This window comes from Streptomyces sp. NPDC037013 (genome assembly GCF_055607265.1).
This window is the reverse complement of record NZ_JBVJRV010000007.1, coordinates 293,677-320,054: the sequence shown is the minus strand read 5'-3', so window position 1 is coordinate 320,054 and position 26,378 is coordinate 293,677. Positions and strand designations below refer to the sequence as shown.

Sequence of the window (26,378 nt, the reverse complement as noted above, 5' to 3'; positions counted from 1 at the left end):
CCTTTCCGGGGCCGTTCGGGAGTTATCCACAGCCAAACCCACACCACCCCGTCATGCGGCAGCCTTACGGGATGGGGGATTCACGCGAGACGGAGGCGCGGCCCCGGCCCGCGCTGCGGGAGCTGGCCGTCGAGGGCGTGCTGCTCACCCGCTGGGCGAGGGAGGCCGGCTGGTCGCGGAACAGGCTGTTCCGGGAGCTGGCCGCCGAGGGGTGGACGCGTCTTCCCGGGGGCGGCTGGGCGGAACCGGGGCGCACGCCCGACGTGCCGCTGCGCCAGTGGGCGGGCCAGCTGACCACGCCGGGGCTGGTGGCGAGCCACCTCTCCGCGGCGGAGCTGTGGCGGATCGAAGTGCCGGCCGATGCGGTGGAGTTCACGGACCCTCTGTGCCGCCGCCGCAAGGCGGGCGCGCGGGTGCACTGGCTCGCGCTGCCGCCCGAGGAGGTGACCGTGGTGCGCGGCCTGAGGGTGACGACGGTGCCGCGTACGCTCGCGGACCTGCTGCGGCGCGGCCCCCGTGACGGGGCGCTGGTCGCGCTCGACTCGGCGCTCGGCCACCGCAGGGTCGGCGGTGTCCGCCGGGCGCCGCTGGTCGACGGCCCGGACGTGGTGCGCGCGGCTCTGGAGGCCCCGTTGCCGGGTGCGGCACGGGCGCGGAAGTGGCTCGCGCTCGCCGACCCGGCCGCCGGTTCGCCGGCGGAGACCCTCGCCCGCCTGCGTCTGCGGGACGCGGGCCTGCGCCCGGAGTCCCAGGCGGTGCTGCACACTCCGGCGGGGCGTTGCGTGCGCCCCGACTTCCTCTTCCGGGACGAGGGGGTGGCCGTGGAGATCGAGGGCTACCCGTACCACGGCACGCGCGAGGCCCACCACCGTGACCTGGCCCGTTTCAACGAGCTCGGGATGTGCCCCGAGATCGAGACGGTGCTCCGCTTCACGGCCGAGGACGTCTTCCACCACCCCGACCGCTTCGTGACCCACGTCCGCACGGCCCTGCTCACCCGCACAGGCTGGGGCCAACGACAACGAGGCCGAGGCTGGGTGCAGGAAAGTCTCACGGGCCGGGCACGTGACCTGGGGTGATCTGGAGGGAGGTGAGAATTTTCGGTGGTTGAGTCTTGTCAGGCCTGAGGGCCGGTCGGTGCGTGGGCCGCATTCAGTGGTGGGGCCGGCATGTGACTGTCACCCATCGTGGCGGGCGAGCTGTTCTCCGGCGGTGTCGGCATGTGGCTGTCGGCCAGAGCCGGAGAAGCGACCGCGCAGGCGACTGCGGCTGCTGCGGCGAAGGTGGCAAGTATCTGCTTCGTACGTGACATTCCAGCTCCTTGGAGAGGCGGATACCCAATGCCCGGTGCCCTGACGAAGGGGCGGCCAAGCGTTCGGTTCCATAGAGCGGCCGGGCGGTAAACCTCGTGCGCCCGTGTTCGGACATGCGTCGGCCGCGACGGCTCCCCCTCCGCGCCGCCGCGGCCGACCCCCGTCGGGATGAAAGTCTCAGGCGTCCTCGGCCGGCGGGGTGGGCATGTGGCCGTCGCTCTGGGTGGTGATGCCCTCCGTGGGCGGGGCCGGCATGTGGCCGTCGCGCTGCGGAGTGGCCGTGCCGTCCGTGGGCGGGGCGGGCATGTGGCCGTCCCGCTTGATGCTGATGTTCTTCTGGACTTCGCTCATGGTGGCGACTCCTCGGGATGCGACAGGTCTGGGGCAGAACACCCGTTCGGCAGCTCCCCCGAGGGCCGCCGAACGGGCGTTCTTGGGCCGCTCACCTTAGCTGTGGGGCCCCATGCGACCCGTCTGCCCCCCGACGCGACGGATCGATAGGTAGAGAGTGGCAGCCGCCCATAAACGTTCGATGAACGCCGGGGCGGCCCGTATCAGGCGGCCGCGACGGGGTCGAGGAGCGCCCGCACTTCGTCGGCTTCCACCGCGCCGGCACCCTCGTGGAGGGCCAGTGCTTCCTGCCAGCAGGCCCGCGCCCGGTCCAGCTGCCCGAGGCTGTCGAGGGACTTCCCCAACACGGTCAGAACGTTGGCACGCATCCAGTCGCCGCCGATGCAGCCGGTGGCGAGAGCCTGTTCCGCGTGCTTCGCCGCCTGTGCCGGCCGACGGGCCTGAAGGTGTACCTGAGCGATCCGGTAGTGGGAAGTGCCCTCCCACAGCCGCTGTCGATTCTCCACGAACATCTGTAGGGCGTGCGTGAGTTGGTCGAGAGCCTCTGAATGGCGGCCGGCATGGCTGAGCCCGATCCCCAGGGCGTACTTCGCGTTGGCCAGGCGGAGCGTGAGTCCGAGGTCGTCGTAGATGTCCACGCCCTGTTCGGCGATCTCGATCGCCTTGCCGGTACGCCCGACCGAGACGAGGACACGGGAGAGGTTGCACAGCGCACTTGCCTCCCCGGGGCGGTTCTCGTCGGCACGGAAGGCTTCGATGGCCTTGAGGAAAAAGCTCTCGCTCGCGGCGTACTGCTTCATGCAGGCGGCGGTGATCCCCTGCTCGTTCGGAGCATTTCCGCTGGTCCAAGGGTCCTGTGACTCGAGAGCCAGTTGCGCGGCACGCTCCAGTTCGCGGGAGGCCGCTTCGAAGTGGCCGCCGATGCGCATGATCACTTGAGCGAGGCTGACACGGGCCCGTCCCTCGGCGTGGGCGTCCCCTGCCGCCGCCGCGGCGTCCCGCGCCGCCGACGTGGCCAGTTCGTAGCGGAGTGAACTCGCCCCCGACTCCGCCAAGTCCTTGGAGGCCAGCAGCAGGTCCACCGCTCGCCGCAGCGTCCCGGGCCCGAGCGACTGCTGGACGCACGCCAGGATGCACGCCGCCTCCGAGTGGAGCCAGTCCAGGGCCTTCGTGTCGTCGGTGAAGTCCTGGCCCGCGTGCTCCGTGACCTCCAGGTGGTCCACCGTCCGGTCCCCCGGCCGCTCTATCGCGTAGACGCGGGCCGCCGAGGCCAGGTAGAAGTCGAGGAGGCGGGACATCGCCGCGTGCTGTTCGGTGGGGGGCTGTTCGTCGCGTTCGGCGCACGAACGCGCGTAGAGGCGTACGAGGTCGTGGTAGCGGTAGCGGCCGGGGGCCGCCGATTCGACCAGGGACGTGTCCACCAGGGATTCCAGGACGTCCTCGGTCTCCTCCAGGGGGAGGTCGAGGACGGCCGCGGCCGCCGCGAGGGAGAGGTCCGGGCCGTCCGCGAGGCCGAGGAGGCGGAAGGCGCGGGCCTGGGCCGGCTCCAGCTGGCCGTAGCCGAGTTCGAACGTCGCCTTGACCGCGAGGTCGCCCGCCTGGAGCTCGTCCAGGCGGCGCCGCTCGTCCGCCAGCTTCGCCGCGAGCGTGGAGACCGTCCAGGTGCGGCGGGCCGCGAGGCGGGACGCCGCGATCCGGATGGCGAGCGGCAGGAAGCCGCAGGCCGCCACGACGTCCAGGGCCGCCTCGCGCTCCGAGGTGACCCGCTCCTCGCCGACGATGCGGGTGAAGAGGAGGAGGGCCTCCTCGGGGGACATGACGTCCAGGTCCACCAGGTGCGCGCCGGCCAGGTCGACCATCCGGACGCGGCTCGTGACGAGGGCCGCGCAGCCCTCCATGCCCGGCAGCAGCGGCCGCACCTGCGCCGCGTCGCGGGCGTTGTCGAGGAGGACGAGGACGCGGCGGCCGTCAAGGACCGAGCGGTAGAGGGCGGCCCGCTCCTCCAGGGAGTCCGGTATCGCCGAGTCCGCCGTGCCGAGGGCGCGCAGGAACGCGCCAAGGACCGTCTCCGGTTCCGCGGCCCGGGCCCCCGCGCCCTGGAGGTCGACGTAGAGCTGGCCGTCGGGGAAGTGGGCGCGGGCCGCGTGGGCGACGTGCACGGCGAGGGTCGTCTTGCCGACGCCGCCGATCCCCGCGAGCGCCGAGACCGCCATCACGCGGCCCTCGGCGGCGGAGAGGATGTCGCTGAGCTCGTCCACGAAGGAGCCGCGCCCGGTGAAGTCGGGGACCGTCGCGGGGAGCTGGGCCGGGCGCACCACGGTCGCCGCCGGTTCCTGGGCGGGCGCGGAGGGCTCCGCGAGGCCGGGGTCGGCCTGGAGGATGCGCTGCTGGAGTTCCTTGAGTCCGGGCCGCGGGTCCACGCCGAGCTCGTCGGCGAGGAGGCGGCGCGTGTCGGCGTAGACGGCGAGGGCCTCCGCCTGGCGGCCGCTGCGGTACAGGGCGAGCATCAGCAGTTCGCGCAGGCGTTCGCGGAGCGGGTGCGCCGCCGTCAGTGCCGTCAGCTCGGAGACGGCCTCGGCGTGGCAGCCCTGTTCCAGGTCCATGTCGAGCCGGGACTCGATGAGTTGCAGGCGCCATTCGTCGAGGCGGGTGCGCTGGGTCTCGGCGTAGGGGCCGGGGACGTTGGCCAGGGGTTCGCCGTCCCACAGGCCGAGGGCCTTGTTGACCAGCGTGCGCGCCTGGCAGAGGTCGCCGACGCCGCGGGCCTTTTCCGCGGCGGCCCACAGGTCCTCGGCGACGGCCAGGTCCAGGGCGCCGTCCGCGGCCTGGATCGCGTACCCGCCGGCCTCGCTGACGAGGACTCCCGGGGGCAGCACCTTGCGGAGCCGGGAGGCGTACGTCCGTACCGCCGCCAGCGCCTGCGACGGGGGCTCCTCGCCCCAGAGGGCGTCGATCAGCTCCGAGGCCGTGGCCGTGCGGCCGTCCCGCAGGAGGAGGGCCGCGAGCAGGGCCCTCTGCTGGGGGGAGCCGGTGTTGAGCTGTTCAGAGCCGTGCCACGCGCGCACCGGTCCGAGCACGCTGAAGCGCGACGCCAGGACCTCGGGGGGGTGCCCCTCGGTCCGCTCCCCGGGGGTCTCCCCCGGGGCCGGACGCCGCTGCTCCGGTACGCGCGGTACATCGACCATCGCTCCCCCTGCCGCCCTGCCGTTCCCGATCCTGCCGGTCGCGGGTCTGCCCGCCCGCGGTGGTGCTCCGTAGTCCTTGCTCGGTTCTTGCTCCCCGCCAGTTTGCCTTGTTCATGGCGGATGCGTCAGCCGTGCGAGACGGCTCTCACAGGGTCCTCGCACGACATTCCGCATCGCTTTCCCGCCACCGGCGGCGCCCGGGCGGCCGGGGGGCGGTGGCGGTACCGCTTCAGGCGGCCGCGCCCGAGTAGCTGACGGGTCGTCAGATCGACGCTACCGTGGGCCGTATGGAGACCATGGAGAGCTTCCCGAAGATCATCTCGGTGGACGACCACACGGTCGAACCCCCCAACGTCTGGCGTGACCGGCTCCCGTCGAAGTACCGGGACCGCGGCCCCCGGATCGTCCGCGCCCCCTTGAGGGAAATGACCTTCATGGGTGGAAAGTTCGCCCCGGTGATGGGGGAGAAGGGCGAGGACGGGCCCATCGGGGACTGGTGGGTGTACGAGGACCTGCACCGCCCGCTCACCCGCCTGGACACCGCGGTCGGCTACGCCAGGGACGAGATCAAACTCGAGGTCATCACGTACGAGCAGATGCGGCCGGGCTCCTTCAGCGTCCCCGACCGGCTCGCCGACATGGACGTCAATCACGTCCAGTCCGCTCTCTGCTTCCCGACCTTCCCCCGCTTCTGCGGCCAGACGTTCACCGAGGCGAAGGACCGCGAACTCGGACTCCTCGCGGTCCAGGCGTACAACGACTGGATGGTGGAGGAATGGTGCGGCCCCGAGGCCCGCGGCCGCCTCATACCGCTCACCCTCATCCCCCTCTGGGACGCCGAACTCGCCGCCACGGAGGTACGGCGCAACGCCGCGCGCGGGGTGCGGGCCGTCGCCTTCTCCGAGATCCCGCCGCACCTCGGGCTGCCGTCCATCCACACCGACGCGTGGGACCCCTTCCTGCGCGCCTGCGACGAGACCGGCACGGTCGTCGCCATGCACATCGGCTCGTCCAGCAAGATGCCGTCGACCTCGGCGGACGCGCCGCCGGCCGTCGGCTCCACGATCACCTTCGCCAACTGCTGCTTCTCGATGGTGGACTGGCTGATGAGCGGCAAGTTCGAACGCTTCCCCCACCTGAAGATCATGTACGCGGAGGGCCAGATCGGCTGGATCCCGTACATCCTGGAGCGCGCCGACGTCGTCTGGGAGGAGAACCGCGGCTGGGGCGGCGTCGCGGACAAGGTCACGCGTCCGCCGTCCGAACTCTTCACGGAGCACGTCTACGGCTGCTTCTTCGACGACGCCTTCGGCCTGCGGAACCTCGACTCCATCGGCGTCGGGAACGTCCTGTACGAGACGGACTACCCGCACTCCGACTCCACCTGGCCGAAGTCACGGCAGGTGGGGGAGGAGCAGATGGGCCACCTGGCCCCGGACGTGGTGGACCGCATAGTCCGCCGCAACGCGATCGACCTCCTCGGCCTTACGGCGGAGGGACTCTGGGCGGGGGCGTAAAAAAGGGGGGGCGCCGGGGGGCATGTCCCGTGATGCGGAGCCCGCCCCGGGGGCCTCGCGGCGATACCCCCACCGGCCCGCACCCGCCCCCGAAACGGGAGGGGACGTGGGGGTTTGTGCGAACGGAGCACCGAGGAGTCGCTGGCGTCTTTGTTCGTGCGGCGTGGCGCAGGGATGGCGAGTACGCACACACCCCCCGCGGCCCCGCACCCACATCCGAACCCGGGGCGCAGACACGAGCCCAAGCCCACCCGCACCCGCCCACAGCACCCCGTGCCCCGCCCCACCTCTTGCCTGACGGCCCGTCAGCTACCACGATGGGCGGGCGTGCGACGAAGTGACGTAGCGTCAGATACGTAAGAGGAGTGGGACCTCCATGCTCGTATACGGAATGCAGCTCCCGATCCAGTCGCAGAGCTCGCTCTACGCCGAGGCGTGGGAACAAACCGCCACCCCCGACGACCTCGTCGCGATCGCCCGCACCGCCGACCGCGAGGGCTTCGACTACATCGCCGGCTGCGACCACGTCGCCATCCCCCACCGCCTCGCCGACGCCATGAGCACCATCTGGTACGACCCCGTCGCCACCCTCTCCTTCCTCGCCGCCGCCACCGAGAACGTCCGCCTGATGAGCCACGTCGCCATCGTCGGCCTGCGGCACCCGCTCGTCTCCGCCAAGCAGTACGCGACCCTCGACCACCTCAGCGGCGGCCGGCTGATCCTCGGGGTCGGTGCCGGGCACGTACGGGAGGAGTTCGAGGTGCTCGGCGTCGACTTCGAGCGGCGCGGGCCGATCCTCGACGAGGCCGTCGACGCGCTGAAGGCGACCCTCGGCCCGGACGAGTACCCCGAACACCACGGCGACCGTTACGACTTCAGCGGCCTCGGCCAGCGTCCCCGCCCCGCCCAGCCGCACGTACCCATCTGGGTCGGCGGCTCGTCCCCGGCCGCCGTTCGCCGCGCCGCGACCCGGGGTGACGGCTGGCTCCCGCAGGGCGATCCGCGCGACAAGCTCCCCGCCCAGATCGCCCGCCTCCGGCAGCTGCGGGAGGCGGCGGGGATCGAGGCGCCGATCACCGTCGGCGCCATCACCGAGGTCCTCCACGTGGGCGAGCCCGCCTGGCCCGTGGGGCGCCGCACGCTCGCCGGCAAGCCCGACGCGCTCGCCGAGTCCCTGCGGGAGTACGCCGCGATGGGCGTCGACCAGATCCAGGTGCGCTTCCGCAGCCGGAGCCGTACCGAACTCACCGACCAGATGGCGGCGTTCGCGGCAGACGTGGCCCCGCACCTCAACGACTGACGACCGCACCGACCACCACCGCACCAGCGACCCACCGCACCGACCACCATCAGGGAGTACGCATGGGCAAGTTGGACGGCCGCGTCGTCATCGTGACCGGCGCCGCGCGCGGGCAGGGCGAACAGGAGGCGCGCCTCTTCGTGGAGGAGGGGGCCCGCGTCGTCATCGCCGACGTCCTCGACGAGCAGGGCGAGGCGCTCGCCAAGGAGCTGGGGGAGGGGTCGGCGCGCTACGTCCACCTGGACGTGGGGGACGAGGCCGGCTGGCGGCGGGCCGTCGACGCGGCCAAGGGCGCCTTCGGGAAGATCGACGGCCTCGTCAACAACGCGGGCATCCTCCGCTTCAACGAGCTGGTCAGCACCCCGCTGGAGGAGTTCCAGCAGATCATCCAGGTCAACCAGATCGGCTGTTTCCTCGGCATCCGCACCGTCGCCCCCGAGATCGGCGCCGCGGGCGGCGGCACCATCGTGAACACGGCCTCGTACACCGCTCTGACGGGCATGGCGTTCGTCGGCGCGTACGCCGCGACCAAGCACGCCATCCTCGGCCTCACCCGGGTCGCCGCCGTGGAGCTCGCGGGCCGCCGGATCCGGGTCAACGCGGTCTGTCCGGGGGCGGTCGACACCCCCATGACCAACCCCGCGCAGCTCGACCCGGACGCCGACCCCGAGGCGGCGCGGGAGGCGGTCGCGGAGCTGTACAGGAAGCTGGTGCCGCTCGGGCGGATCGGACGGCCCGAGGAGGTCGCGGCCCTGGCGCTCTTCCTCACGGGGGACGACTCGGCGTACATCACCGGGCAGCCGTTCGTCATCGACGGCGGCTGGCTGGCGGGCGTCAGCATCATGTGACCCGGCCCGGCGCTAACCGGCCCGGCCCGGCCCTCGGATCCGCTTGTCCTGACGCTGCATCAGCTATTGACGCTCTCCCGCGCCGGTGAAACAGTCGACGCATCGCAATCTGACGGGTCGTCAGAAACCGTCGGATCCTCACGAGGACGGTGAACCTCCTTGGAATTCGGTCTCTTTGTACAGGGATACGTGCCCGCCCAGCGGGCCAAGGTCGACCCCGAAGCGGAGCACAAGGCGCTCATCGAGGAGACCGAGTACGTCATCCAGGCGGACAAGTCCGGCTTCAAATACGCCTGGGCCTCCGAACACCACTTCCTGGAGGAGTACTCGCACCTCTCCGCCAACGACGTCTACCTCGGATACCTCGCCCATGCGACCGACCGCATCCACCTCGGTTCGGGCATCTTCAACCCTCTCGCGCCCGTCAACCATCCGGTGAAGGTCGCCGAGAAGGTCGCCATGCTCGACCACCTCTCCGAGGGCCGGTTCGAGTTCGGGACGGGGCGCGGTGCCGGTTCGCACGAGATCCTCGGCTTCATGCCGGGCATCACGGACATGAACCACACCAAGGAGATCTGGGAAGAGACCATCGCCGAATTCCCCAAGATGTGGCTCCAGGACGAGTACGTCGGCTTCCAGGGCAAGCACTGGTCCCTGCCGCCCCGCAAGATCCTGCCCAAGCCGTACGGGAGGTCGCATCCGGCCATGTGGTACGCGGCCGGGTCCCCCTCCTCGTACGCCATGGCGGGCAAGAAGGGGCTCGGGGTCCTCGGGTTCAGCGTGCAGAAGGTCTCCGACATGGAGTGGGTCGTCGAGTCCTACAAGACGGCCGTCAAGGAGGCCGAGGCGATCGGCGACTTCGTCAACGACAACGTCATGGTGACGTCCACGGCGATCTGCGCCGAGACGCACGCGAAGGCGGTCGAGATCGCCGTCGGCGGCGGCCTCAACTACCTCCAGTCGCTGCTCTTCCGCTACCACGACACCTTCCCGCGGCCCGAGGGCATCCCCCAGTGGCCCGAACTGCTCCCCGAGTACAGCGAGGAGATCATCGAGCTGCTCATCGCCGAGGAGCTGATGATCTGCGGCGACCCGGACGAGGTGCTCACGCAGTGCAAGCGGTGGGAGCAGGCCGGCGCGGACCAGCTCAGCTTCGGGCTGCCGATCGGGATCTCGCCCGAGGACACGAAGAACACGATCAAGCTGATCGGTGAGCACGTGATTCCGAAGATCGACACGGATCCGGTGCACCGGACCACGCGGTTCCGTAAGGCGGCGGGCGCGTAGTCCTCTTGGACCGGCCCCGGCTTCCCCTCCCGGACGGAGGCCGGGGTCCTGGCCGGACGGGGGGCGGTGCGCACGGGGTTGCCGTCACGGGGGCTCCGCCCCCGGGCCCCCGGTTCATCGCCCTCCGGGCTCGTCCTCAAACGCCGGACGGGAAATCCACCCGCACCCCGGAAGCTCGCACCCACGTCGGAAGGGCTGAAATCCACCCGCACCCCGGAAGCTCGCACCCACGTCGGAAGGGCTGAAATCCTCCCGCACCCCGGAAGCCCGCACCCACGCCGGACGGGCTGGAATTCCCCGCACCCCGGAAGTCCGCATCCCAGGCCCGCCTCCCGCCGGGCGGGCTGAAATCCCCCCACACCTCGGAAACCCGCCCCCCCCGCCGGACGGGCTGAAATCCCCCCGCACCCCGGGCCTGTCCGTCCGCCGGACGGGCTGAAGCCCCCACACCCCACACCCCACACCCCCCACACCCCCACCCCGGCCCGTCCGCACACCCTGGAAGGGGATCTTCCCGTCATGCTCGACCACCTCATCAAGGGCGCGACCGTCGTCGACGGGACCGGCGCCCCCGCGTACACCGCCGACGTCGGGCTGCGCGACGGCCGGATCGCCGTGATCGCCGAGCCGGGTGCCGTCGCCGAGGAGGCGCGGACCAGTGAGGACGCGCGGGGGCGGGTGCTCGCGCCCGGGTTCGTCGATCCGCACACGCACTACGACGCCCAGCTCTTCTGGGACCCGTACGCGACGCCCTCCCTCAACCACGGCGTGACCACCGTCGCGGGCGGCAACTGCGGGTTCACGCTCGCGCCGCTCCACCCGGACCGGCCCGGCGACGCCGACTACACGCGGCGGATGATGTCGAAGGTCGAGGGCATGTCGCTGGTCGCGCTCGAGCAGGGCGCGCCGTGGACGTGGAGTTCGTTCGGCGAGTATCTGGACGCCCTGGAGGGGCGCATCGCCGTCAACGCCGGGTTCATGGTGGGGCATTGCGCGCTGCGTCGGTACGTGATGGGCGCGGACGCGGTCGGCGGGCAGCCGTCCGCCGAGCAGTTGGACGAGATGCTGCGGCTCTTCCACGAGGCGATGGACGCGGGGGCGTGGGGGCTGTCCACCACCCAGTCCTCCACCCACTCCGACGGCGACGGGCAGCCCGTGGCGTCCCGGCACGCGCGCCCCGCCGAGCTGCTCGCGCTCAGCCGGGCGGTCGCCGAGCACGAGGGGACGCAGCTGGAGGCGATCGTCGCGGGGTGTCTCGACCAGTTCAGCGACGAGGAGATCGATCTCTTCGTGGAGATGAGCGCGGCCGCCGGGCGGCCCCTCAACTGGAACGTGCTCACCATCGACGCCGCCGTTCCCGAACGCGTGCCGCGCCAGCTCGTGCCCAGTGAGCGCGCCCGCAAGGCGGGCGGCCGCGTCGTCGCGCTGACCATGCCGATCCTCACGCCCATGAACATGTCGCTCGGCACGTTCTGCGCCCTGAACCTCATACCGGGCTGGGGCGACATCCTCGGCCTGCCGGTGCCCGAGCGGATCGCGAAGCTGCGTGACGCGGGCGTCCGTGCCGAGATGCTGCGGCGTGCCGGCAGCAAGGAGGCGGGCGTCTTCCGGCGCCTCGCCCGCTTCGACCGGTACGTCATCGGAGACACGTACTCCGACGCGAACGAGGGCCTCACCGGGCGCGTGGTCGGCGACATCGCGGCCGAGCGCGGACAGGAGCCGTTCCACTGCCTCGTCGAGATCTGCGCCAACGACGAACTGCGCACCGTGCTGTGGCCGATGCCCACCGACAACGACCCCGACTCGTGGGCGCTGCGCGCCGAGACCTGGCAGCACGAGGACGTCATGCTGGGCGGCTCGGACGCCGGCGCGCATCTGGACCGCATGTGCGGGGCCCCGTACACGACGCGGTTCATCGGGGACTGTCTGCGGGGGCGGAAACTGGTCGGACTCGAACAGGCCGTGAAGATGCTGACCGACGACCCGGCGCGGCTCTTCGGGCTGCGCGAGCGGGGGCGGATCGTCGAGGGGTTCCACGCGGACCTGGTCCTCTTCGACCCGGAGCGGATCGACGCGGGCAAGGCCACGCTCGTGCACGATCTGCCCGGTGACTCGCCGCGCCTGGACTCCAGGGCGATCGGTGTCGAGGCAGTCTGGGTCAACGGCGTCGAGGCGATCCGCGACGACGTGGTGACGGGGGCCGTGCCGGGGAAGGTGTTGCGCTCCGGGCGCGACACCCGGACGGTGAGCACCAGGTGAGCGGGGTCTCGCGGGTCCGGCGGCCCGGCCGGCTGTTCATCGGCGGCGAGTGGACCGAACCGCAGGGCGGGCACTACGAGGTGGTTAACCCGGCCACCGAGGAGGTCGTCGGTCTCGCGCCGGAGGCGAGCCGCGGGCAGGTCAGGGCGGCGGCGTCGGCGGCCCGCGAGGCCTTCGCGGGCTGGTCGCGCACGGAGCCGGCGGAGCGGGCGGCGATCCTGGAGCGTGCGGCCGCCGTGCTGCGGCGTGACTTCGACGAGTACGCCGAGCTGGCCGGCGCGGAGAGCGGCGCGACGACCGGCACGGCGCGCGGCATGCAGGTGGCGGTGGCGGTGGCGCGCTTCGAGCGGTACGCGAAGGGGGCGCTGGAACCGGTCGAGGAGGCGCTCCCGCCGCAGATCAACGAGGCGGGGCCGTTCGGGAAGGCGGGCGTCATGGGGGCGCTCGCGGTCCGGCGGCCGGTCGGTGTCGTCACCTGCATCACCTCCTACAACAACCCCTGGGCCAACCCGGCGGGGAAGGTGGCGCCGGCGCTCGCGATGGGCAACACGGTCGTCGTGAAGCCGGCCCCGCAGGACCCGCTGTCCGTCTACGGGATGGCGGCGGCCCTGGCGGAGGCGGGCGTCCCGCCCGGTGTGGTGAACGTCGTCTCGGGCACGGACACGGCCGTCGGCGAGGAGGCCGTGGCCTCGCCGGACGTCGACATGGTGAGCTTCACCGGGTCGACGGCGGTCGGGCGGCGCATCGGCGAGGTGTGCGGCCGCGATCTGAAGCGGCAGCTGATGGAGCTGGGCGGCAAGGGCGCGGCGATCGTCTTCGACGACGTGGGGGAGGCGGGGCTGGCGTCCGCGGTGGCGGGCATCGGCACGACGTTCTCCTTCTACAGCGGCCAGATCTGTACGGCGCCGACCCGCGTCATCGCCCAACGGGGCGTGTACGAGCGGCTGGTGGAGCAGCTCGCGGCGTACGTCCGGCACCTGCGGGTGGGTGATCCGGCGGCGGAGGGCACCGTCGTGGGCCCGGTGATCTCGGCGGCCCACCGCGACCGCGTCGAGGCGTACGTCGACCTCGGCCGCAAGGAGGGCGCGCGCCTGGTCACGGGCGGTGAACGCCCGGCGTTCACCAAGGGGTTCTACGTCGCCCCGACTCTCCTCGCCGACTGCACCCCCGACATGCGGGTGGTCCGGGAGGAGATCTTCGGCCCGGTGGTGGCGGTCGTCCCCTTCGACGCCGCGTCCCCGGCCGAGGCGGAGGAAACGGCGATCGCCCTCGCGAACGACAGCGACTACGGCCTCATCGACTACGTCTGGTCGGGCGACGTCGCCCGGGCCTTCCGGGTGGCGGGCCGGCTGCGCGCGGGCGGAGTCGGCGTGAACACGATCGGCCGGAACATGGAGGCCCCGTTCGGCGGCTTCAAGAAGAGCGGAGTGGGCCGCGACGTCGGCTCATACGCCCTACACGCCTACAGCGAACTCCAGTCCCTGGTCTGGCCGGGGTGAGCGGGCGACAACCCCCTCCGCACCATATGCCCCACTTTGCAGTCCCCGAGAAAAAGTTCGCTCTGGCGAAACCACCGCCCCCACCACTAGCGTCAGTCGTCTTGGTCGGAACTTTTGTCTCAACAGGGGGAACGGAACGGCATGGGCGACCCGGACCTGACGGTCGACTATGACTTCCTCGCGGACTGCGAGCGCAAGCTTGGCCAGCTCAAGAAGACCTTCGAGGACATCGAGAACCGCCGTGACGACATGAAGGAGCACTGGGGCTCCGGTGCCGTCGCCGGGGCCATGGAGGACTTCGTCGACAACTGGGACGACTACCGCACCAAGCTCGTCGAGTCCATCGACTCCGTCGGCAAGCTCGTGACCGGCAGCAAGAAGGCGTTCGCGGACCTCGACGAGAAGCTGGCCAAGACGGGCAAGAAGCAGCAGAAGAAGTGACGCCATGACACCGACATCCAAGCGCCGTCCGGTGGACTGGCAGCCGCTGTGCGACTCCGATCCCGTTCCCGGTGATCCGGAGGAGATCCGCGACGAGGTCAAGCACATGATCTCGGTGGCCGGGAAGCTCCGGGACCAGGCGCGGAACCTCAAGGCGATCAGCGACGACGAAACGCTCAAGGGCAAGTACGTGACGTCCCTGCGCGAGGAGTCCTCGACGCTGGAGAAGCACATGCGGGAGGTGGCCGGGCGGTATGAGCGGGTGCACGGCCATCTGACCAAGTGGTCCAACGAGCTGGAGGACTTCCAGAGCGACGCGGACAAGATCCTGCGCCAGGCCAAGGAGAAGCAGGACGAGGTCGAGGCCGACAAGGCCAAGAAGTCCGGCTCGAAGGACGAGGACGCACCGGACGACCCCCTTGAGTCGTACCGAACCCGCCTGCACACCGTCACCAGTGACCGGGACACCCGCGCCAACCACTACGCGGGCGAGATCCGTGACGAGATCGACGACGTGATCGAGGACTCGTGGTGGGACGACATCAAGGGCTGGGTCCATGACAATGCGGACCTGATCAAGGCCTTTATGGACGTGCTCGGCTGGGTCGCGACGTTCGCGGGCTTTCTGGCGCTCGCCATTCCCGGCTTGAACCTTCTCGTCCTCGGGATCGCGGCGCTGACGATCGTGCTGAGACTCCTGCTGGTGGCGTCCGGTGATGCCACCTGGACGGACGTCATCTTCGATGTCGTGGGCGGGCTGCTCGTCGTGGGCGGCCTCGGGGCCGCCGCGAAGCTCGCCAGCGGGGCCAAGGCCACCGTGGGTGCCGCCCAGGCGGCCCGGACTGCCGGCCTGAGCCGCGGGCTCAGTGGCGTCAAGGGTGTCTTGGACGACATGGGACGGCTGATGTCCAAAATGCCCGAAGGGGCAGGGCGACAGGTCATCGGTACGGCCCGGAACGGCATCCGCAAGTCCATCTCCCAGAACGTGGGCCTGGTGGCCAAGGGGCCTCTGCAGGTCAGCCCGCTGTCGACCCTGTTGCACCTCGGCGACAAGGAAATGGCCGGCATGGCCAAGATGCTGAAGGCGAACAGAGCTGCTTTTCCGGAGGCTGCCGGGGCCGCCGCGGACAAGGCGTACAGGTCCTACCAGGCGGGCCTCGGTGTCGCATGGGCCGGCATGGGGATGGACGCCACGGACAAGGTGCTGGGCAAGAGCGACATGACGAGCTGGACACACGAAAACCTCGGAACCGGCGAGAAGCCTTACAACCAGGGGTATTCCGACTGGAAGGACAACACCCTGAAGCCCGCCCCCGACACTCACTGGTAAGGCGTGATCATGGACCTGCACTCTGCGCAACGCATCGCCGAAGCCGAAGCTGCCCGCACGGGCCTCGGAACCGGCCCCAACCGGCGGCTCAGGCTGACTCTGTTCATCGGAATGCCGTTGGTCTTTCCGGTCATCGGGATCATGATTCTCGTGCCGAAATTCCTGAGAGATGACGTTCTTTACGTCTATGAGGCCGGGATCATCGGCTGTCTCCTCCACTATGTCTGGGTCTTCGGGAAGTACCCGCGATATGCGGATCGTCCGCCCTACCTCACCCGGGATCTGGCCATGGGCGGCGGCTTCTTCCTGCCCTCTTTGATGCTCGGCTTCTGGCCGGGCATGATCACCGCCCCGGCGTGGGCACTCTTCGTAGGCATTGCCTATGCCGTGGAAGTCACGCGGGAGCACCGTGGCCATCGCTGAGCAGCGCCGGACCCCGAACGGCTTCAACCTGGTGCCGCCGCCCGGCTGGGACGTGATTCCGCTGCGCACGGGTACCCAGGAGGCGATCGACCGCATCGTCCGCAAGGCGGTCGGACAGCTCCCGGCCGGTTTCCCCAAGGACGACATTCCCAAGGCCCGGCTGAAGCTCCTCCAGGAGATGAAGAAGGTCGTACGACGGGCCCGGGCAAAGGGCGGCATGACCCTCTACCTCCCCACCGAACGCCTCCACGGCGTCGCACTGCCCGTCTCGATCGTGGCCTCCGAACCGATCGAGATTCCGGGGGTCAGGATCGGGAGCGGCCCGGAAGCGGTCCTGGCGGCGCTCGCCTCCGTCACCCCTGGCGCTGAGATGCGAGAGCTGGACGACACCGCAGCCCTGCGATCGGAGCGGGATGTAGCCGCGGACGCGGCCCAGGGCGTCGATGTCGCTCACCGTCGGGTCGAGTACTTCGTACCTGTTCCGGACAGCACACCCGACCAGTACCTCGCCTTCTCCTTCAGCGCGCTGATCGCGCCCGGCTCTGATCCCGCCTTCTACGACACGCTCGTGGAGCTGTTCGACGCCGTCATGAGCACGTTCCGCTGGTCTTATGCCTGATGGCGATCCCGTCCCCGCTGTCCGCGTCCTGATGAAAGAGACCGCTCATGTCTGAAGGCACCCTGTGGAGCGCCGACCTCGGTGCGCTTCACATCGACACGGATGCCAACAAGGGCCTCTGGGGCTACCTCTGGCTCCAGATGGACAAGAAGACGTTCAAGGACTGGCTGGACGCGTCTCTGACTGATCTGGCCGCCGCGCACAACGTCGAACTCACCCGTAAACTCCGTCGGTTCCACAAGAGTTTCTACGAGCGGATGATCGTCACGCTGCGGGACAAGCTCCAGGCCGATGAGGCGTTCATCTACCATCCCGTTCCGCTGACCTATATGCCGCTGGTGGTGCACGCCACCCGTATCCACTGTGATGCCCCTGACGCGGTCTCCTGTGAGGGGAGCGCCGCGCTCGCGGTGCCGCATCCGGAGATCCCCGAGTGGCAGCAGCGCAGCGGCAGCGTTCCGTTCGCCTCGCCCCACCTCGGGGCGGACGGGGTCCGGGTCACCCGGTCCTACCCCGCCGACAGTTCCGTCATGATGACCTCGGTGTCGTACCACTGGCACACCCCGGCCGGTCTCCCCGATGTCCAGCTCCGCGGGCACCACGACGATCCGGAGTTGATCGCCGCGGTGACGGAGCCTCTGGACGACTTCGCGCGGACGCTCAGGCTTCCCGGGTAGGGGCGGCTCGGGTCAGTCGCCCAGGAAGATCGGGTTGGTGAATGCCGTCAGGGCGCCGGGGAGTGGGGGTGTTGTCGCGGGGTGGCGGACCTCCGCTCGGACGTACGCCGCGTACGACGCCGTGGTGCGCCATTCCACCGTGCCCGCGCCCGAGTCCGGCAGGGGCGGGCTCGTGTACAGGACGCCCTGGTCGGTGACGAAGCGGGCCGTGCAGCCTGGGGCGCCCTTGACGGTCAGGCGGACCGTCACCGGGGTGTCGCGGTCGACGTGGAGGCGGTCGCCGATGCCCGCGTGGTGGCCGCGGCCGCCCGCCGCGGAGAAGGTGAGCTCGACGGATTTCGATTCGGCGACGTAGGAATGGCCGCGCCGCAGGCCGTCCTGGATGGCCTCGCGGGTCAGGTCGTCGGCGAGGACGACGGTCTGCGGGCCGCCGATGCGGTCGGGGTCGCGGTGGGCGTCGCTGTTGCCCATCGCCGGGATCCAGGGCCTGCCGCCGCGTACGGAGGCGACGAGGGTGCTGTCCCAGTCGGCGAGGGCGATCTCGTCGTCCGGGGTGTACACGCCGTTCCACGCCTCGATGACGTCGGCCTCGCCGAAGCCGAACTTCCAGTTGCAGCCGACGCAGGTGGCGTGCGGGTGGGCGGGGACGACCAGGCCGCCCGCCTCGCGGACCTTACGGGCGTACTTGCCGAAGCGGTTGTCGCGGGCCCGGTAGCGCCAGTCGACGAAGGTGCCGGGGTCGGTGCCGAGGGCGACCACGTGGCCGTTGCGCGTGGTCACCTCCTCGCCGACCATGATCAGCAGGTCGCCGCCCGCGTGTTCGGCCCAGTGGGCGTGGGCGGAGTGGGTGTTGTGCTCGGAGCTGTTGATGAAGTCCAGGCCCGCCGCGCGGGCGAGGGCGGCGATCTCGGCGAGGGTGCGTTTGCCGTCGGAGTGGACGGAGTGCAGGTGGCAGTCGCCGCGGTACCAGGCGCGGCCGCGGCCCTTGGCCCGCTCGGGCGGGTAGGCCGGCTTCGGGGTCCTGCCCGGCGTCCCGTAGGTGAGGGTGATCGTCACCTCGTAGGGCAGGCCCTCGGGGGCGACGGTGTACGGGCCGAGCGCGATGTGCCAGGTGCCCTCGCGGACCGGGCCGGGGATGTAGCCGGGCGTCGCGTCGTCGGCGCGGATGAAGAACTCGGTGCGGGCGCCGCCGGACCAGCCGCGGAATCCCTTGCCGCCGAGATCGGTGCCGCGCTCGTCGAAGACGCCGATGTCGAGGGCGTTGCCCTGGGTGCCGGGCGGCACGGCTGGCTTCTGGTAGGTGTACGCGACGTGCAACTCCCGTACTCCGCGCGGCACGTCGACCGGCAGATACACGTAGTCGGGGGAGCCGGTGGGCAGCGTGCCGCGCACCGTTCTCGTCTCCTTGGTACCCGGCGCCCCGCCCCGCGCGGGACCGCGCCCCTCGGCGCCTTCGGCGAAGCTCACGGTTCCCAACGTAAGCGCGGCGGCGGCTCCCGTCACGAACAGTCCGCGCCGGTTCAGTCCCGCGTGTCGCGGGTGGAGGTCCTCGCACATGCTGCGGCTCCCAGGGTGTCGGTGATGACATGGGTGGGATGACATGGGTGGTGCGTGCAACCCTGGTATTGAGCCGTGAACCGCGCCTCAAGGGAAGGTGGTTGGCGGTTTTACGCCCGGTTGCCGGGCGGGGGGGGGAGGGGGGATCTACGCCCGGTTGCCGGGCGGTGAGTCCGTTGCTCCCGCCGCCAGCAGCGCGGCGATCGTCCGCGGGTGCGGCCCCCCGGCGCCGTGGCGCGCCCACCACAGCGGCGTGTGTCCCGTGCCGTGGTCCTCGCGCAGGTCGGGGGCGGCGCCGTGGGCGAGGAGTTCGGCCACCACGGCGTGGTGGCCCCAGGCGGCGGCCGCGCACAGCGCGGTGCCCTCCGTGGGGCCGGCGCTCTCGGTGTCGGGGCGGGCGCCCGCCCGCAGCAGGGCCCGCGCCGTGGAGGCGGCGCCGTGCACCGACGCGGCGTACAGGGCCGTCGTGCCCTCGGCGGTGGGCAGTTCGGGGTCGACGCCGGTGCGCAGCACGGCCCGGACGGTCGTGGTGTCGCCGACCGCCGCCGCCCACACCAGCCGGTGGGTGAGCTTCTTCTGCTTGCGTCTGTTCACCGGCGCCAGGCTAATGAGGGACCCAGGCCAATGAGGGCCCAGCCATGGACCAACCGACTTTCCGGGGATAGGAAGAGTGCCCCGCACCGACCGACACTCCCGGACACGCTCGGAGGAATCGTGCGCATCTCCGCGACGCTCTACCTGACCGACAGGACGATCGGTCCGATACGGCTGGCCGAGGAGGTGGAGCGGCGCGGTCTCGCCGGGCTCTACCTTCCCGAGCACACGCACATCCCGGTCCCGCGCGAGACCCCCTACCCGGGTGGTGACCTGCCGCCGGAGTGCGCCCGCATGCTCAGCCCGTTCATCGCGCTCGCCCAGGCCGCCGCCGTCACCGAGCGGATCGCGCTCGGCACGAACATCGCCCTGGTCGCCCAGCACGACCCCATCGACCTGGCCAAGCAGATCGCGACCCTCGACCACCTGTCGGGCGGGCGCGTCACGCTCGGCGTCGGCTACGGCTGGAACCGGGAGGAGGCCGAGGACCACGGCGTGCCGTGGCCGCGGCGGCGGGCTGTCGTGCGGGACCGGCTCGCGGTGATGCGGGCGCTGTGGGCGGACCATCCGCTGCCGTACGAGGGCGAGTTCGGTGCCGTACGGGCGAGCGAGGTGCATCCGAAGCCGCGGCGGACGCCCCGCAAGCGGCCGGCGAAGGGCCCGCTGTACGGGCCGCGCACGCTCATCGGCGGGGCGGCGGGGCCGGGTCTCTTCGCGCACGTCGCGGAGTACGCGGACGGCTGGATGCCCGTCGGCGGCAGTGGTCTGCGCGAGGCGCTGCCGGTGCTCCGGCAGGCGTGGGCCGGGGCGGGGCGCGAGGCGGGCGACCTGTATGTGGCGGTGACGGCGGTCGAGCCGGACGCGGGAAAGCTGGCGTACTACGCGGATCTGGGGGTGAACGAGGTGATCGTGCAGCTGCCGCCCGGCGGGGAGGCGGAGGTGTGCGCGGCGCTCGACGGGCTCGGCCGGTATCTCGACGGGCTCGGCCGGTATGTGGGGCGGTGAAGTTTCCCGTGTGACCGGAGTGATGTTTCCGGTGTGACCAGAGTGATGTTTCCCGTGTGGCCACAGTGACGTGCGGGTACAGGGGTTTCCGCGCAGGCGGAAGTATCCGTGGGAGGCCGGTGTTCTCGCTCGTATGCTCGGAGACATGACCAACAGCGCGCAGCCCCCGCAGGCCGGACCACCCACCGCCAACGCCATGCGGCGCGCGCTCAGAAGGGCCAGGGACGGCGTCGCGCTCGACGTGACGGAGGCCGCCGTCCTGCTGCAGGCGCGCGGCGAGGACCTCGACGACCTGACGGCGTCCGCGGCCCGGGTGCGCGACGCGGGCCTGGCGGCGGCGGGCCGGCCGGGCGTGATCACGTACTCGAAGAGCGTGTTCATCCCGCTCACCCGGCTCTGCCGCGACAAGTGCCACTACTGCACGTTCGCGACCGTGCCCGGCAAGCTGCGGCGCGAGGGGCACGGCATGTTCATGTCCCCGGACGAGGTACTCGACATCGCGCGGCGCGGCGCCGAACTGGGCTGCAAGGAGGCCCTCATCACCCTCGGCGACAAGCCGGAGGACCGCTGGCCCGAGGCGCGCGAGTGGCTGGAGGCCGAGGGGTACGACGACACCATCGCCTACGTCCGCGCCATCTCCATCCGCATCCTGGAGGAGACGGGGCTGCTGCCGCACCTCAACCCGGGCGTCATGACCTGGACGGACTTCCAGCGGCTCAAGCCCGTCGCGCCCAGCATGGGCATGATGCTGGAGACCACCTCGGAGCGGCTCTGGAGCGAGCCGGGCATGCCGCACTACGGCTCGCCCGACAAGGAGCCCGCGGTCCGGCTGCGCGTCCTGGAGGACGCGGGGCGTTCGTCGGTGCCGTTCACCAGCGGGCTGCTCATCGGGATCGGCGAGACGTACGAGGAGCGCGCCGATTCGCTGTTCGCGCTGCGCCGCGTCGCCCGCTCCTACCACGGCATCCAGGAGCTGATCATCCAGAACTTCCGCGCCAAGCCGGACACGGCGATGCGCGGCATGCCCGACGCCGAGATCGACGACCTGGTGGCGACGATCGCCGTGGCCCGGCACATCATGGGCCCCTCGGGCAACATCCAGGCGCCGCCGAACCTCATCGCGGGCGAGTACGAGCGGCTCATCGGCGCCGGCATCGACGACTGGGGCGGCGTCTCCCCGGTCACCATCGACCACGTCAACCCCGAGAAGCCCTGGCCGCGGCTGGCGGAGCTCGCCGAGCGGTCCGCGGCGGCCGGCTTCACGCTCGCCGAACGCCTCTGCGTCTACCCGGAGTTCGTGCGGCGCGGCGAGCCCTGGCTCGACCCGCGCCTCCTGCCGCACCTGCGGGCCCTCGCCGACCCGGAGACCGGGCTCGCCCGACCCGACGCGGTGGTCGAGGGCCACCCCTGGCAGGAGCCCGACGAGGGGTACGTCGCCTCGTCCGGCCGCACCGACCTGCACCGCACCATCGACACGGACGGCCGCACCTCGGACCGGCGCGAGGACTTCGACGAGGTGTACGGCGACTGGGAGGCGCTGCGCGAGCAGGCCGCGCCCGGCATGGTGCCCTCCCGCATCGACGGCGACGTGCGCGCGGCCCTGAAGCAGGCGGCCGACGACCCGACGAAGCTGACCGACGACGAGGCGCTGGCGCTGCTGCACGCGGACGGGCCCGCGCTCGACGCGCTCTGCTCGGTCGCGGACGACATCCGCAAGACGGTCAACGGCGACGACGTCACGTACATCGTCACGCGCAACATCAACTTCACCAACGTCTGTTACACCGGCTGCCGCTTCTGTGCCTTCGCGCAGCGCAGGACGGACGCCGACGCCTACACGCTCTCCCTGGACCAGGTCGCCGACCGGGCCGCGCAGGCCTGGGACGTCGGCGCCGTCGAGGTCTGCATGCAGGGCGGCATCCACCCCGACCTGCCGGGCACCGCCTACTTCGACATCGCGCGGGCGGTGAAGGAGCGCGTGCCGGGCATGCACGTGCACGCCTTCTCGCCGATGGAGGTCGTCAACGGCGCGACGCGGACGGGCCTTTCGATCCGCGAATGGCTCACCGCCGCCAAGGAGGCGGGGCTCGACTCGATCCCGGGCACGGCCGCCGAGATCCTCGACGACGAGGTGCGCTGGATCCTCACCAAGGGCAAGCTGCCGACGGCCACGTGGAAGGAGGTCGTCTCCACCGCCCACGAGCTCGGCATCCGGTCGAGCTCCACGATGATGTACGGGCACGTGGACCAGCCCCGGCACTGGCTCGGCCACTTCCGCACGCTTGCCGCCATGCAGGAGTCGGCGCTCGCCAAGGGCGTGGCGGGGTTCACGGAGTTCGTGACGCTGCCCTTCATCCACACCAACGCGCCGGTCTACCTGGCGGGGATCGCCCGCCCCGGCCCCACCACCCGCGACAACCGCGCGGTGACGGCGATGGCGCGCGTCCTGCTGCACCCGCTGATCCCCAACATCCAGACCAGCTGGGTCAAGCTCGGCCAGGAGGGCGCAGCCGAGATGCTCAGGTCCGGCGCGAACGACCTGGGCGGGACGCTGATGGAGGAGACCATCTCCCGTATGGCGGGCTCCAGTTACGGCTCGTACCGCTCCATCGAGGACCTCGTCGCCATCGCGGACGCGGCGGGCCGCCCCGCCAAGCCGCGCACCACGCTCTACGGCGAGGTGCCCGAGGAGCGGCGGCGGGCGGCCGAGGCGTCGGACGGGCACCTGCCGGAACTGCTGCCGGTGCTTGAGCCGTAGGGGCTGTGCGGCCGGGGCGGGGGGAACGTTCCCCCCGCCCCGGCCCCGGGTGTCAGCCGGCCAGGCCGTCACCGAAGCGGACGCCGGCCCCGGCCGGGGCGTGGACGGCCGCCGGGCCGAAGGAGTCGATGCCCGTGACGGTCAGACCGCTCGCGGAACCGCGCAGGTGCCAGACGGCGCCGGTGTTCGCGGCGTCGCCGTCCTCCTCGGGCGCGGCCACCGTCAGGTCGGCCTTGCCGTCCTTGTTCGGGTCCGAAAGCAGGACGTGGGCGCCGAACTTGTCGCTCTTCTCGGAGGCGCCGGGGACACCGGGCTTGGACTGGTCGAAGGCCTGCGAGCCGGTGCCGGTCAGGCCGGTGCGGGAGCCCTTGAGGAGGACGACGCTGCCGGCGTCGGCGGTGGTCTCGATGTCCTCGCCGGGGACACCGACGGCCACGTCGGCGAAGCCGTCGCCGTTCACGTCGCCCGCGCTGATGGAGGCGCCGAACTCGTCGCCGTCCTCACCGGCGCCGGGGACGCCCGCGGTGTCCTGGGTGATCTTCGTGGTGCGGTCCGTGAAGCCGTCCGCCGAACCGTAGCGGACCAGGACGGTGCCCTTCTGGTACGGCATGTCCTCGAAGTTGGAGCCGATGTCGCGGGTGACGAAGTCGCCGTAGCCGTCGCCGTCGATGTCCGCGATCGCGCCGCCGAGGGAGGGCGCGAACTTCTGCGAGGTGGTGGCCACCCCGTCCTTGCCGCCCTTCCACAGCTGGCTCTTGTGGGCCATCTCCTCGAAGCCGTGGCTGGAGACGATGTCGTCGATGCCGTCGCCGGTCACGTCACCCGTGACGAAGTCGCCGGGGCCGAAGGTCTGGCTCGTGACGACCGGCTGGGTGCTCGCGGGCTTCCCGTCCCGCTGGAACGGGCCGTACGCGATGGTCATGCCGGCGTCGTCGTTGTCCATCGGGTCCTCGGGCGCCGGGTACTCGGACGTCACCAGGTCCCGCTTGCCGTCGCCGTTGAAGTCACCGGCGGCGACGCGCGCGCCGTTCGAGTTCAGCTCGACGCTGCCCGTGCCGCTGAGGCCCTGGGCGGAGCCCCACAGGACGACGGCCTTCTCGCCGCCGTTGACGACGAGGTCGGTGTAGCCGTCGCCGTCGAGGTCGGCGGCGGCGGTGTGGTTGCCGAAGTGGCCGCCGTCCGCGGCGGAACCGGGCACGCCGGCCGTGTCACGGCTGATGGTGACGGCGTGCGCCTTGTCCGGACCGTTGGCCGAGCCGTACACGACGGAGACGCTGCCGGGGACATCGTTGTCGTAGTTGCCGGGGGCCGATATGGCGAGGTCCGCGTACCCGTCCCTGTTGAAGTCGGTGACCGGCTTCTTCGGCGGCAGGGGCGCGGCCGACGCGGAACCGGTGGCGAACAGAGCGAGCGGTGCCGTGAGCGAGGCGACTGCCACGGCGGTGATGAGACTGCGGCGCACTGGTCCTCCTGGTGGGAAATTCTGTGGCATATGGGGAGACAAGCGGTCGGGGGGAATGGTTGTACACCGCGATGGCATCCGCGGTGCGCGTGCGGGTCGTTTCGCGGCCGGACGCCGTTCACTTCCCCGTGCGACTCAACTGGCTCCGTTTGTCAGGACGTTGATGTGACGTTGGCGGTTGCACCTATTTCCCGTGGATGTGTTCCGTAACAGCTGCGAAGCTCCCGTGAACGTCGTCCAAAAAGCCGCCTCACGGGCGACTCTTCGCATACCACTTGGCACCTGAACCGATCGTTCGCGGTCGATTACAGTGCTGCAAAGTCGCTACCGGCCGAGGAGACGTTCGAGGCACGGAAGGGGGTCCGGTGGGCACTGCAGCAGCCACCGGTGTCTGGGGCCGCGCCGAGCAGCAGGACTTCCGCAGCCGGGTGCGCGGCACCCTCCTCGGGGCCGCCGTGGGCGACGCCCTGGGGGCGCCCGTCGACGGCCTCTCCCTGGACGCGATACGCGAGGCGCACGGCGTCGATGGGCTCACCGGCCCCGCACCGGCGCACGGCAGACTCGGCGCCGTCACCGCCGCCACCCAGCTCGCCCTCTTCACCGTCGACGGACTCATCCGCGCCCAGGTGCGCCGCGACACCGGCGCCTGGCACCCGCCGACCGACCTGCACCGCGCCTACCGCCGCTGGGCCGCGACGCAGAGCGACTGGGGCCCGGACGAGCGGCGCAAGGAGGACGGCTGGCTGGCCCGCGAGGAGTGGCTGTACGCGCGGCGCAACCCGCCCCGCGCCTGCCTCCTCGGGCTCGGCAACGACGTCATGGGCACCCTCGACGTCCCCAAGAACCCCGGTGAGCGCGGCCCCGGCGCCGCCGTCAGGTCCGCGCCCTTCGGTCTCCTCGTCGGCTGGGAGCCCCAGCTCGTGCTGCAGCTCGCCGTCGAGTGCGCCGTCCAGACCCACGGCCACCCCACCGCCTATCTGGCGGCCGGCGCGCACACCGTCATCGTGCACGGGCTCGCCCGCGGGGAGTCTTTGGACGGCGCCGTCCAGCGGTGTCTGGCCCTGCTCGCCGCCCGCCCCGGCCACCAGCCCGTCACGGACGCGCTGCGGCACGCGCTGGGCGCCGTACGGCAGGGCCTGCCCACGCCGGCCCGGGTCGAGGAACTCGCCGCGGACGGTACGGCGGAGGGGGCGCTCGCGGCCGCCGTGTACTGCGCCCTGGTCGGCGAGGACATCCGGCACGGGCTGCGGCTCGCCGTCAACCAGGGTGGCCCTTCGGCCGCGTGCGGCGCCCTGTGCGGGGCGCTGCTCGGCGCGCTGCACGGGGAGACCGCGCTGCCGCCCGCGTGGCTCACCGAGCTGGAGGGGCGGCCCACCGTCCTGGAGCTCGCGGACGACTTCGCGATGGAGATGACGCAGGGCCCGGCGCTGCACGGCCCCGCGCTCTCCTCGCCGGGATGGCTGACCCGCTACCCGCGGGCCTGACGCGCTAGTGCGCCGCTTCCGCGGTGTCCTGGGCCGGGAAGGTGCGGCTCAGCAGGTCGTGGAGGGTGGCGCGCTCGTCGTCGGTCAGCGCTTCGAGGCCGGCCAGTGTGGTGTGCATGCTGGCGCGGATCGCGTCGACGGCCCGCTCGCCGTCGGGCGTGATGAGCACGTTCTTGACGCGGCGGTCCGTGGGGCTCGGCTCCCGGTGCACCAGGCCGCGCTTCTCCAGCCGGTCGATGATCCCCGTCATGTTCGACGCGTCGCAGGCGAGCGTCCGGGCGAGGACGCGCATCGCGGCGGGGCCGCGGCGCAGCACGCTGAGCGTCTTCCCCTGGCTCGCGGTGAGGTTCTCGCGCGCCGCCGCTTCCGTGAAGTCCCCGTAGTAGGCACCTAGCGACACCGCGAGCAGCTCCATGAGCCGCGCCGTGTCGACGCGTGGGGTTCCAGACATGTGAGCCACCTTACGCCA

The 26,378-nt window shown here is 71.4% G+C and carries 21 protein-coding genes; 15 read left to right on the top strand and 6 right to left on the bottom strand.

The window, feature by feature from the left end; translation table 11 throughout:
• Positions 1-71 precede the first annotated feature (71 nt).
• Positions 72-1,079, top strand: coding sequence for an endonuclease domain-containing protein (locus tag ACZ7DY_RS26835; protein ID WP_471139251.1), 1,008 nt, complete (start codon positions 72-74; stop codon positions 1,077-1,079).
• Positions 1,080-1,490: 411 nt separating this feature from the next.
• Here the strand turns inward: ACZ7DY_RS26835 and ACZ7DY_RS26830 are convergent, their stop codons facing one another.
• Positions 1,491-1,664 (bottom strand): hypothetical protein, encoded by a 174-nt coding sequence (locus ACZ7DY_RS26830; protein WP_471139249.1) that lies wholly within the window; start codon positions 1,662-1,664, stop codon positions 1,491-1,493.
• A 203-nt stretch (positions 1,665-1,867) separates the two neighbouring features.
• Positions 1,868-4,849, bottom strand: a complete 2,982-nt coding sequence (gene afsR, locus ACZ7DY_RS26825; protein ID WP_471139247.1) for an SARP-family global regulator AfsR — start codon at positions 4,847-4,849, stop codon at positions 1,868-1,870.
• Between the two features lie 296 nt (positions 4,850-5,145).
• On the opposite strand from afsR, the gene ACZ7DY_RS26820 reads away from it, so the two are divergent.
• From ACZ7DY_RS26820 to ACZ7DY_RS26770, 11 genes are all read left to right on the top strand, one after another.
• Positions 5,146-6,366: an amidohydrolase family protein gene (locus ACZ7DY_RS26820; protein WP_471139911.1), complete on the top strand. Its 1,221-nt coding sequence runs from the start codon at positions 5,146-5,148 to the stop codon at positions 6,364-6,366.
• 376 nt (positions 6,367-6,742) lie between these two features.
• Positions 6,743-7,666, top strand: coding sequence for an LLM class F420-dependent oxidoreductase (locus ACZ7DY_RS26815; RefSeq protein WP_471139244.1), 924 nt, complete (start codon positions 6,743-6,745; stop codon positions 7,664-7,666).
• A 62-nt stretch (positions 7,667-7,728) separates the two neighbouring features.
• Positions 7,729-8,514 carry an SDR family NAD(P)-dependent oxidoreductase gene (locus ACZ7DY_RS26810; RefSeq protein WP_471139241.1) on the top strand — a complete coding sequence of 262 codons (786 nt, stop codon included), beginning with the start codon at positions 7,729-7,731 and terminating at the stop codon, positions 8,512-8,514.
• Positions 8,515-8,673: 159 nt separating this feature from the next.
• The gene (locus ACZ7DY_RS26805; RefSeq protein WP_471139239.1) at positions 8,674-9,801 is read left to right on the top strand and encodes an LLM class flavin-dependent oxidoreductase; all 1,128 of its coding nucleotides are present in this window, start codon (positions 8,674-8,676) and stop codon (positions 9,799-9,801) included.
• Between the two features lie 519 nt (positions 9,802-10,320).
• On the top strand, positions 10,321-12,060 hold the full coding sequence (locus ACZ7DY_RS26800; protein ID WP_471139236.1) for an N-acyl-D-amino-acid deacylase family protein: 1,740 nt from the start codon (positions 10,321-10,323) through the stop codon (positions 12,058-12,060).
• Positions 12,057-13,559, top strand: a complete 1,503-nt coding sequence (locus ACZ7DY_RS26795; protein WP_471139234.1) for an aldehyde dehydrogenase family protein — start codon at positions 12,057-12,059, stop codon at positions 13,557-13,559. The genes ACZ7DY_RS26800 and ACZ7DY_RS26795 overlap by 4 nt, the downstream gene beginning before the upstream one ends.
• Positions 13,560-13,700: 141 nt before the next feature.
• Positions 13,701-14,000 (top strand): WXG100 family type VII secretion target, encoded by a 300-nt coding sequence (locus tag ACZ7DY_RS26790; RefSeq protein ID WP_471139233.1) that lies wholly within the window; start codon positions 13,701-13,703, stop codon positions 13,998-14,000.
• Positions 14,001-14,004: 4 nt separating this feature from the next.
• Positions 14,005-15,330: a hypothetical protein gene (locus ACZ7DY_RS26785; protein ID WP_471139230.1), complete on the top strand. Its 1,326-nt coding sequence runs from the start codon at positions 14,005-14,007 to the stop codon at positions 15,328-15,330.
• Positions 15,331-15,339: 9 nt separating this feature from the next.
• Positions 15,340-15,753: a hypothetical protein gene (locus ACZ7DY_RS26780; protein WP_471139229.1), complete on the top strand. Its 414-nt coding sequence runs from the start codon at positions 15,340-15,342 to the stop codon at positions 15,751-15,753.
• Positions 15,740-16,372 (top strand): hypothetical protein, encoded by a 633-nt coding sequence (locus ACZ7DY_RS26775; protein WP_471139228.1) that lies wholly within the window; start codon positions 15,740-15,742, stop codon positions 16,370-16,372. Before ACZ7DY_RS26780 ends, ACZ7DY_RS26775 begins: the two co-directional genes overlap by 14 nt.
• A 47-nt stretch (positions 16,373-16,419) precedes the next feature.
• Positions 16,420-17,049 (top strand): hypothetical protein, encoded by a 630-nt coding sequence (locus ACZ7DY_RS26770; RefSeq protein WP_471139226.1) that lies wholly within the window; start codon positions 16,420-16,422, stop codon positions 17,047-17,049.
• A gap of 12 nt (positions 17,050-17,061) precedes the next feature.
• Here the strand turns inward: ACZ7DY_RS26770 and ACZ7DY_RS26765 are convergent, their stop codons facing one another.
• A complete protein-coding gene (locus ACZ7DY_RS26765; RefSeq protein ID WP_471139223.1) occupies positions 17,062-18,606 on the bottom strand; it encodes a CehA/McbA family metallohydrolase in 1,545 nt (514 codons plus the stop codon).
• Between the two features lie 147 nt (positions 18,607-18,753).
• The gene (locus ACZ7DY_RS26760) at positions 18,754-19,200 is read right to left on the bottom strand and encodes an ankyrin repeat domain-containing protein (protein WP_471139221.1); all 447 of its coding nucleotides are present in this window, start codon (positions 19,198-19,200) and stop codon (positions 18,754-18,756) included.
• 120 nt (positions 19,201-19,320) lie between these two features.
• Here ACZ7DY_RS26760 and ACZ7DY_RS26755 point away from each other — a divergent pair, with 120 nt between their 5' ends.
• Together ACZ7DY_RS26755 and ACZ7DY_RS26750 are read left to right on the top strand one after the other, a co-directional pair.
• Positions 19,321-20,205, top strand: coding sequence for a TIGR03619 family F420-dependent LLM class oxidoreductase (locus ACZ7DY_RS26755; RefSeq protein WP_471139219.1), 885 nt, complete (start codon positions 19,321-19,323; stop codon positions 20,203-20,205).
• A gap of 133 nt (positions 20,206-20,338) precedes the next feature.
• Positions 20,339-22,963 (top strand): bifunctional FO biosynthesis protein CofGH, encoded by a 2,625-nt coding sequence (locus tag ACZ7DY_RS26750; protein ID WP_471139217.1) that lies wholly within the window; start codon positions 20,339-20,341, stop codon positions 22,961-22,963.
• A gap of 52 nt (positions 22,964-23,015) precedes the next feature.
• Here the strand turns inward: ACZ7DY_RS26750 and ACZ7DY_RS26745 are convergent, their stop codons facing one another.
• On the bottom strand, positions 23,016-24,425 hold the full coding sequence (locus tag ACZ7DY_RS26745; RefSeq protein ID WP_471139216.1) for an FG-GAP-like repeat-containing protein: 1,410 nt from the start codon (positions 24,423-24,425) through the stop codon (positions 23,016-23,018).
• A gap of 365 nt (positions 24,426-24,790) precedes the next feature.
• Here ACZ7DY_RS26745 and ACZ7DY_RS26740 point away from each other — a divergent pair, with 365 nt between their 5' ends.
• Positions 24,791-25,909 carry an ADP-ribosylglycohydrolase family protein gene (locus tag ACZ7DY_RS26740; protein WP_471139213.1) on the top strand — a complete coding sequence of 373 codons (1,119 nt, stop codon included), beginning with the start codon at positions 24,791-24,793 and terminating at the stop codon, positions 25,907-25,909.
• Positions 25,910-25,913: 4 nt separating this feature from the next.
• Here the strand turns inward: ACZ7DY_RS26740 and ACZ7DY_RS26735 are convergent, their stop codons facing one another.
• A complete protein-coding gene (locus ACZ7DY_RS26735) occupies positions 25,914-26,360 on the bottom strand; it encodes a MarR family winged helix-turn-helix transcriptional regulator (protein ID WP_471139211.1) in 447 nt (148 codons plus the stop codon).
• Between the last annotated feature and the right edge of the window lie 18 nt (positions 26,361-26,378).

Coding starts and splice junctions, on each gene's coding strand:
- ACZ7DY_RS26835 (WP_471139251.1), top strand. CDS start 72: ATGGGGGATTCACGCGAGACGGAGGCGCGGCCCCGGCCCGCGCTGCGG.
- ACZ7DY_RS26830 (WP_471139249.1), bottom strand. CDS start 1,664: ATGAGCGAAGTCCAGAAGAACATCAGCATCAAGCGGGACGGCCACATG.
- afsR (WP_471139247.1), bottom strand. CDS start 4,849: ATGGTCGATGTACCGCGCGTACCGGAGCAGCGGCGTCCGGCCCCGGGG.
- ACZ7DY_RS26820 (WP_471139911.1), top strand. CDS start 5,146: ATGGAGAGCTTCCCGAAGATCATCTCGGTGGACGACCACACGGTCGAA.
- ACZ7DY_RS26815 (WP_471139244.1), top strand. CDS start 6,743: ATGCTCGTATACGGAATGCAGCTCCCGATCCAGTCGCAGAGCTCGCTC.
- ACZ7DY_RS26810 (WP_471139241.1), top strand. CDS start 7,729: ATGGGCAAGTTGGACGGCCGCGTCGTCATCGTGACCGGCGCCGCGCGC.
- ACZ7DY_RS26800 (WP_471139236.1), top strand. CDS start 10,321: ATGCTCGACCACCTCATCAAGGGCGCGACCGTCGTCGACGGGACCGGC.
- ACZ7DY_RS26790 (WP_471139233.1), top strand. CDS start 13,701: ATGGGCGACCCGGACCTGACGGTCGACTATGACTTCCTCGCGGACTGC.
- ACZ7DY_RS26785 (WP_471139230.1), top strand. CDS start 14,005: ATGACACCGACATCCAAGCGCCGTCCGGTGGACTGGCAGCCGCTGTGC.
- ACZ7DY_RS26780 (WP_471139229.1), top strand. CDS start 15,340: ATGGACCTGCACTCTGCGCAACGCATCGCCGAAGCCGAAGCTGCCCGC.
- ACZ7DY_RS26770 (WP_471139226.1), top strand. CDS start 16,420: ATGTCTGAAGGCACCCTGTGGAGCGCCGACCTCGGTGCGCTTCACATC.
- ACZ7DY_RS26765 (WP_471139223.1), bottom strand. CDS start 18,606: ATGTGCGAGGACCTCCACCCGCGACACGCGGGACTGAACCGGCGCGGA.
- ACZ7DY_RS26750 (WP_471139217.1), top strand. CDS start 20,339: ATGCTCGGAGACATGACCAACAGCGCGCAGCCCCCGCAGGCCGGACCA.
- ACZ7DY_RS26735 (WP_471139211.1), bottom strand. CDS start 26,360: ATGTCTGGAACCCCACGCGTCGACACGGCGCGGCTCATGGAGCTGCTC.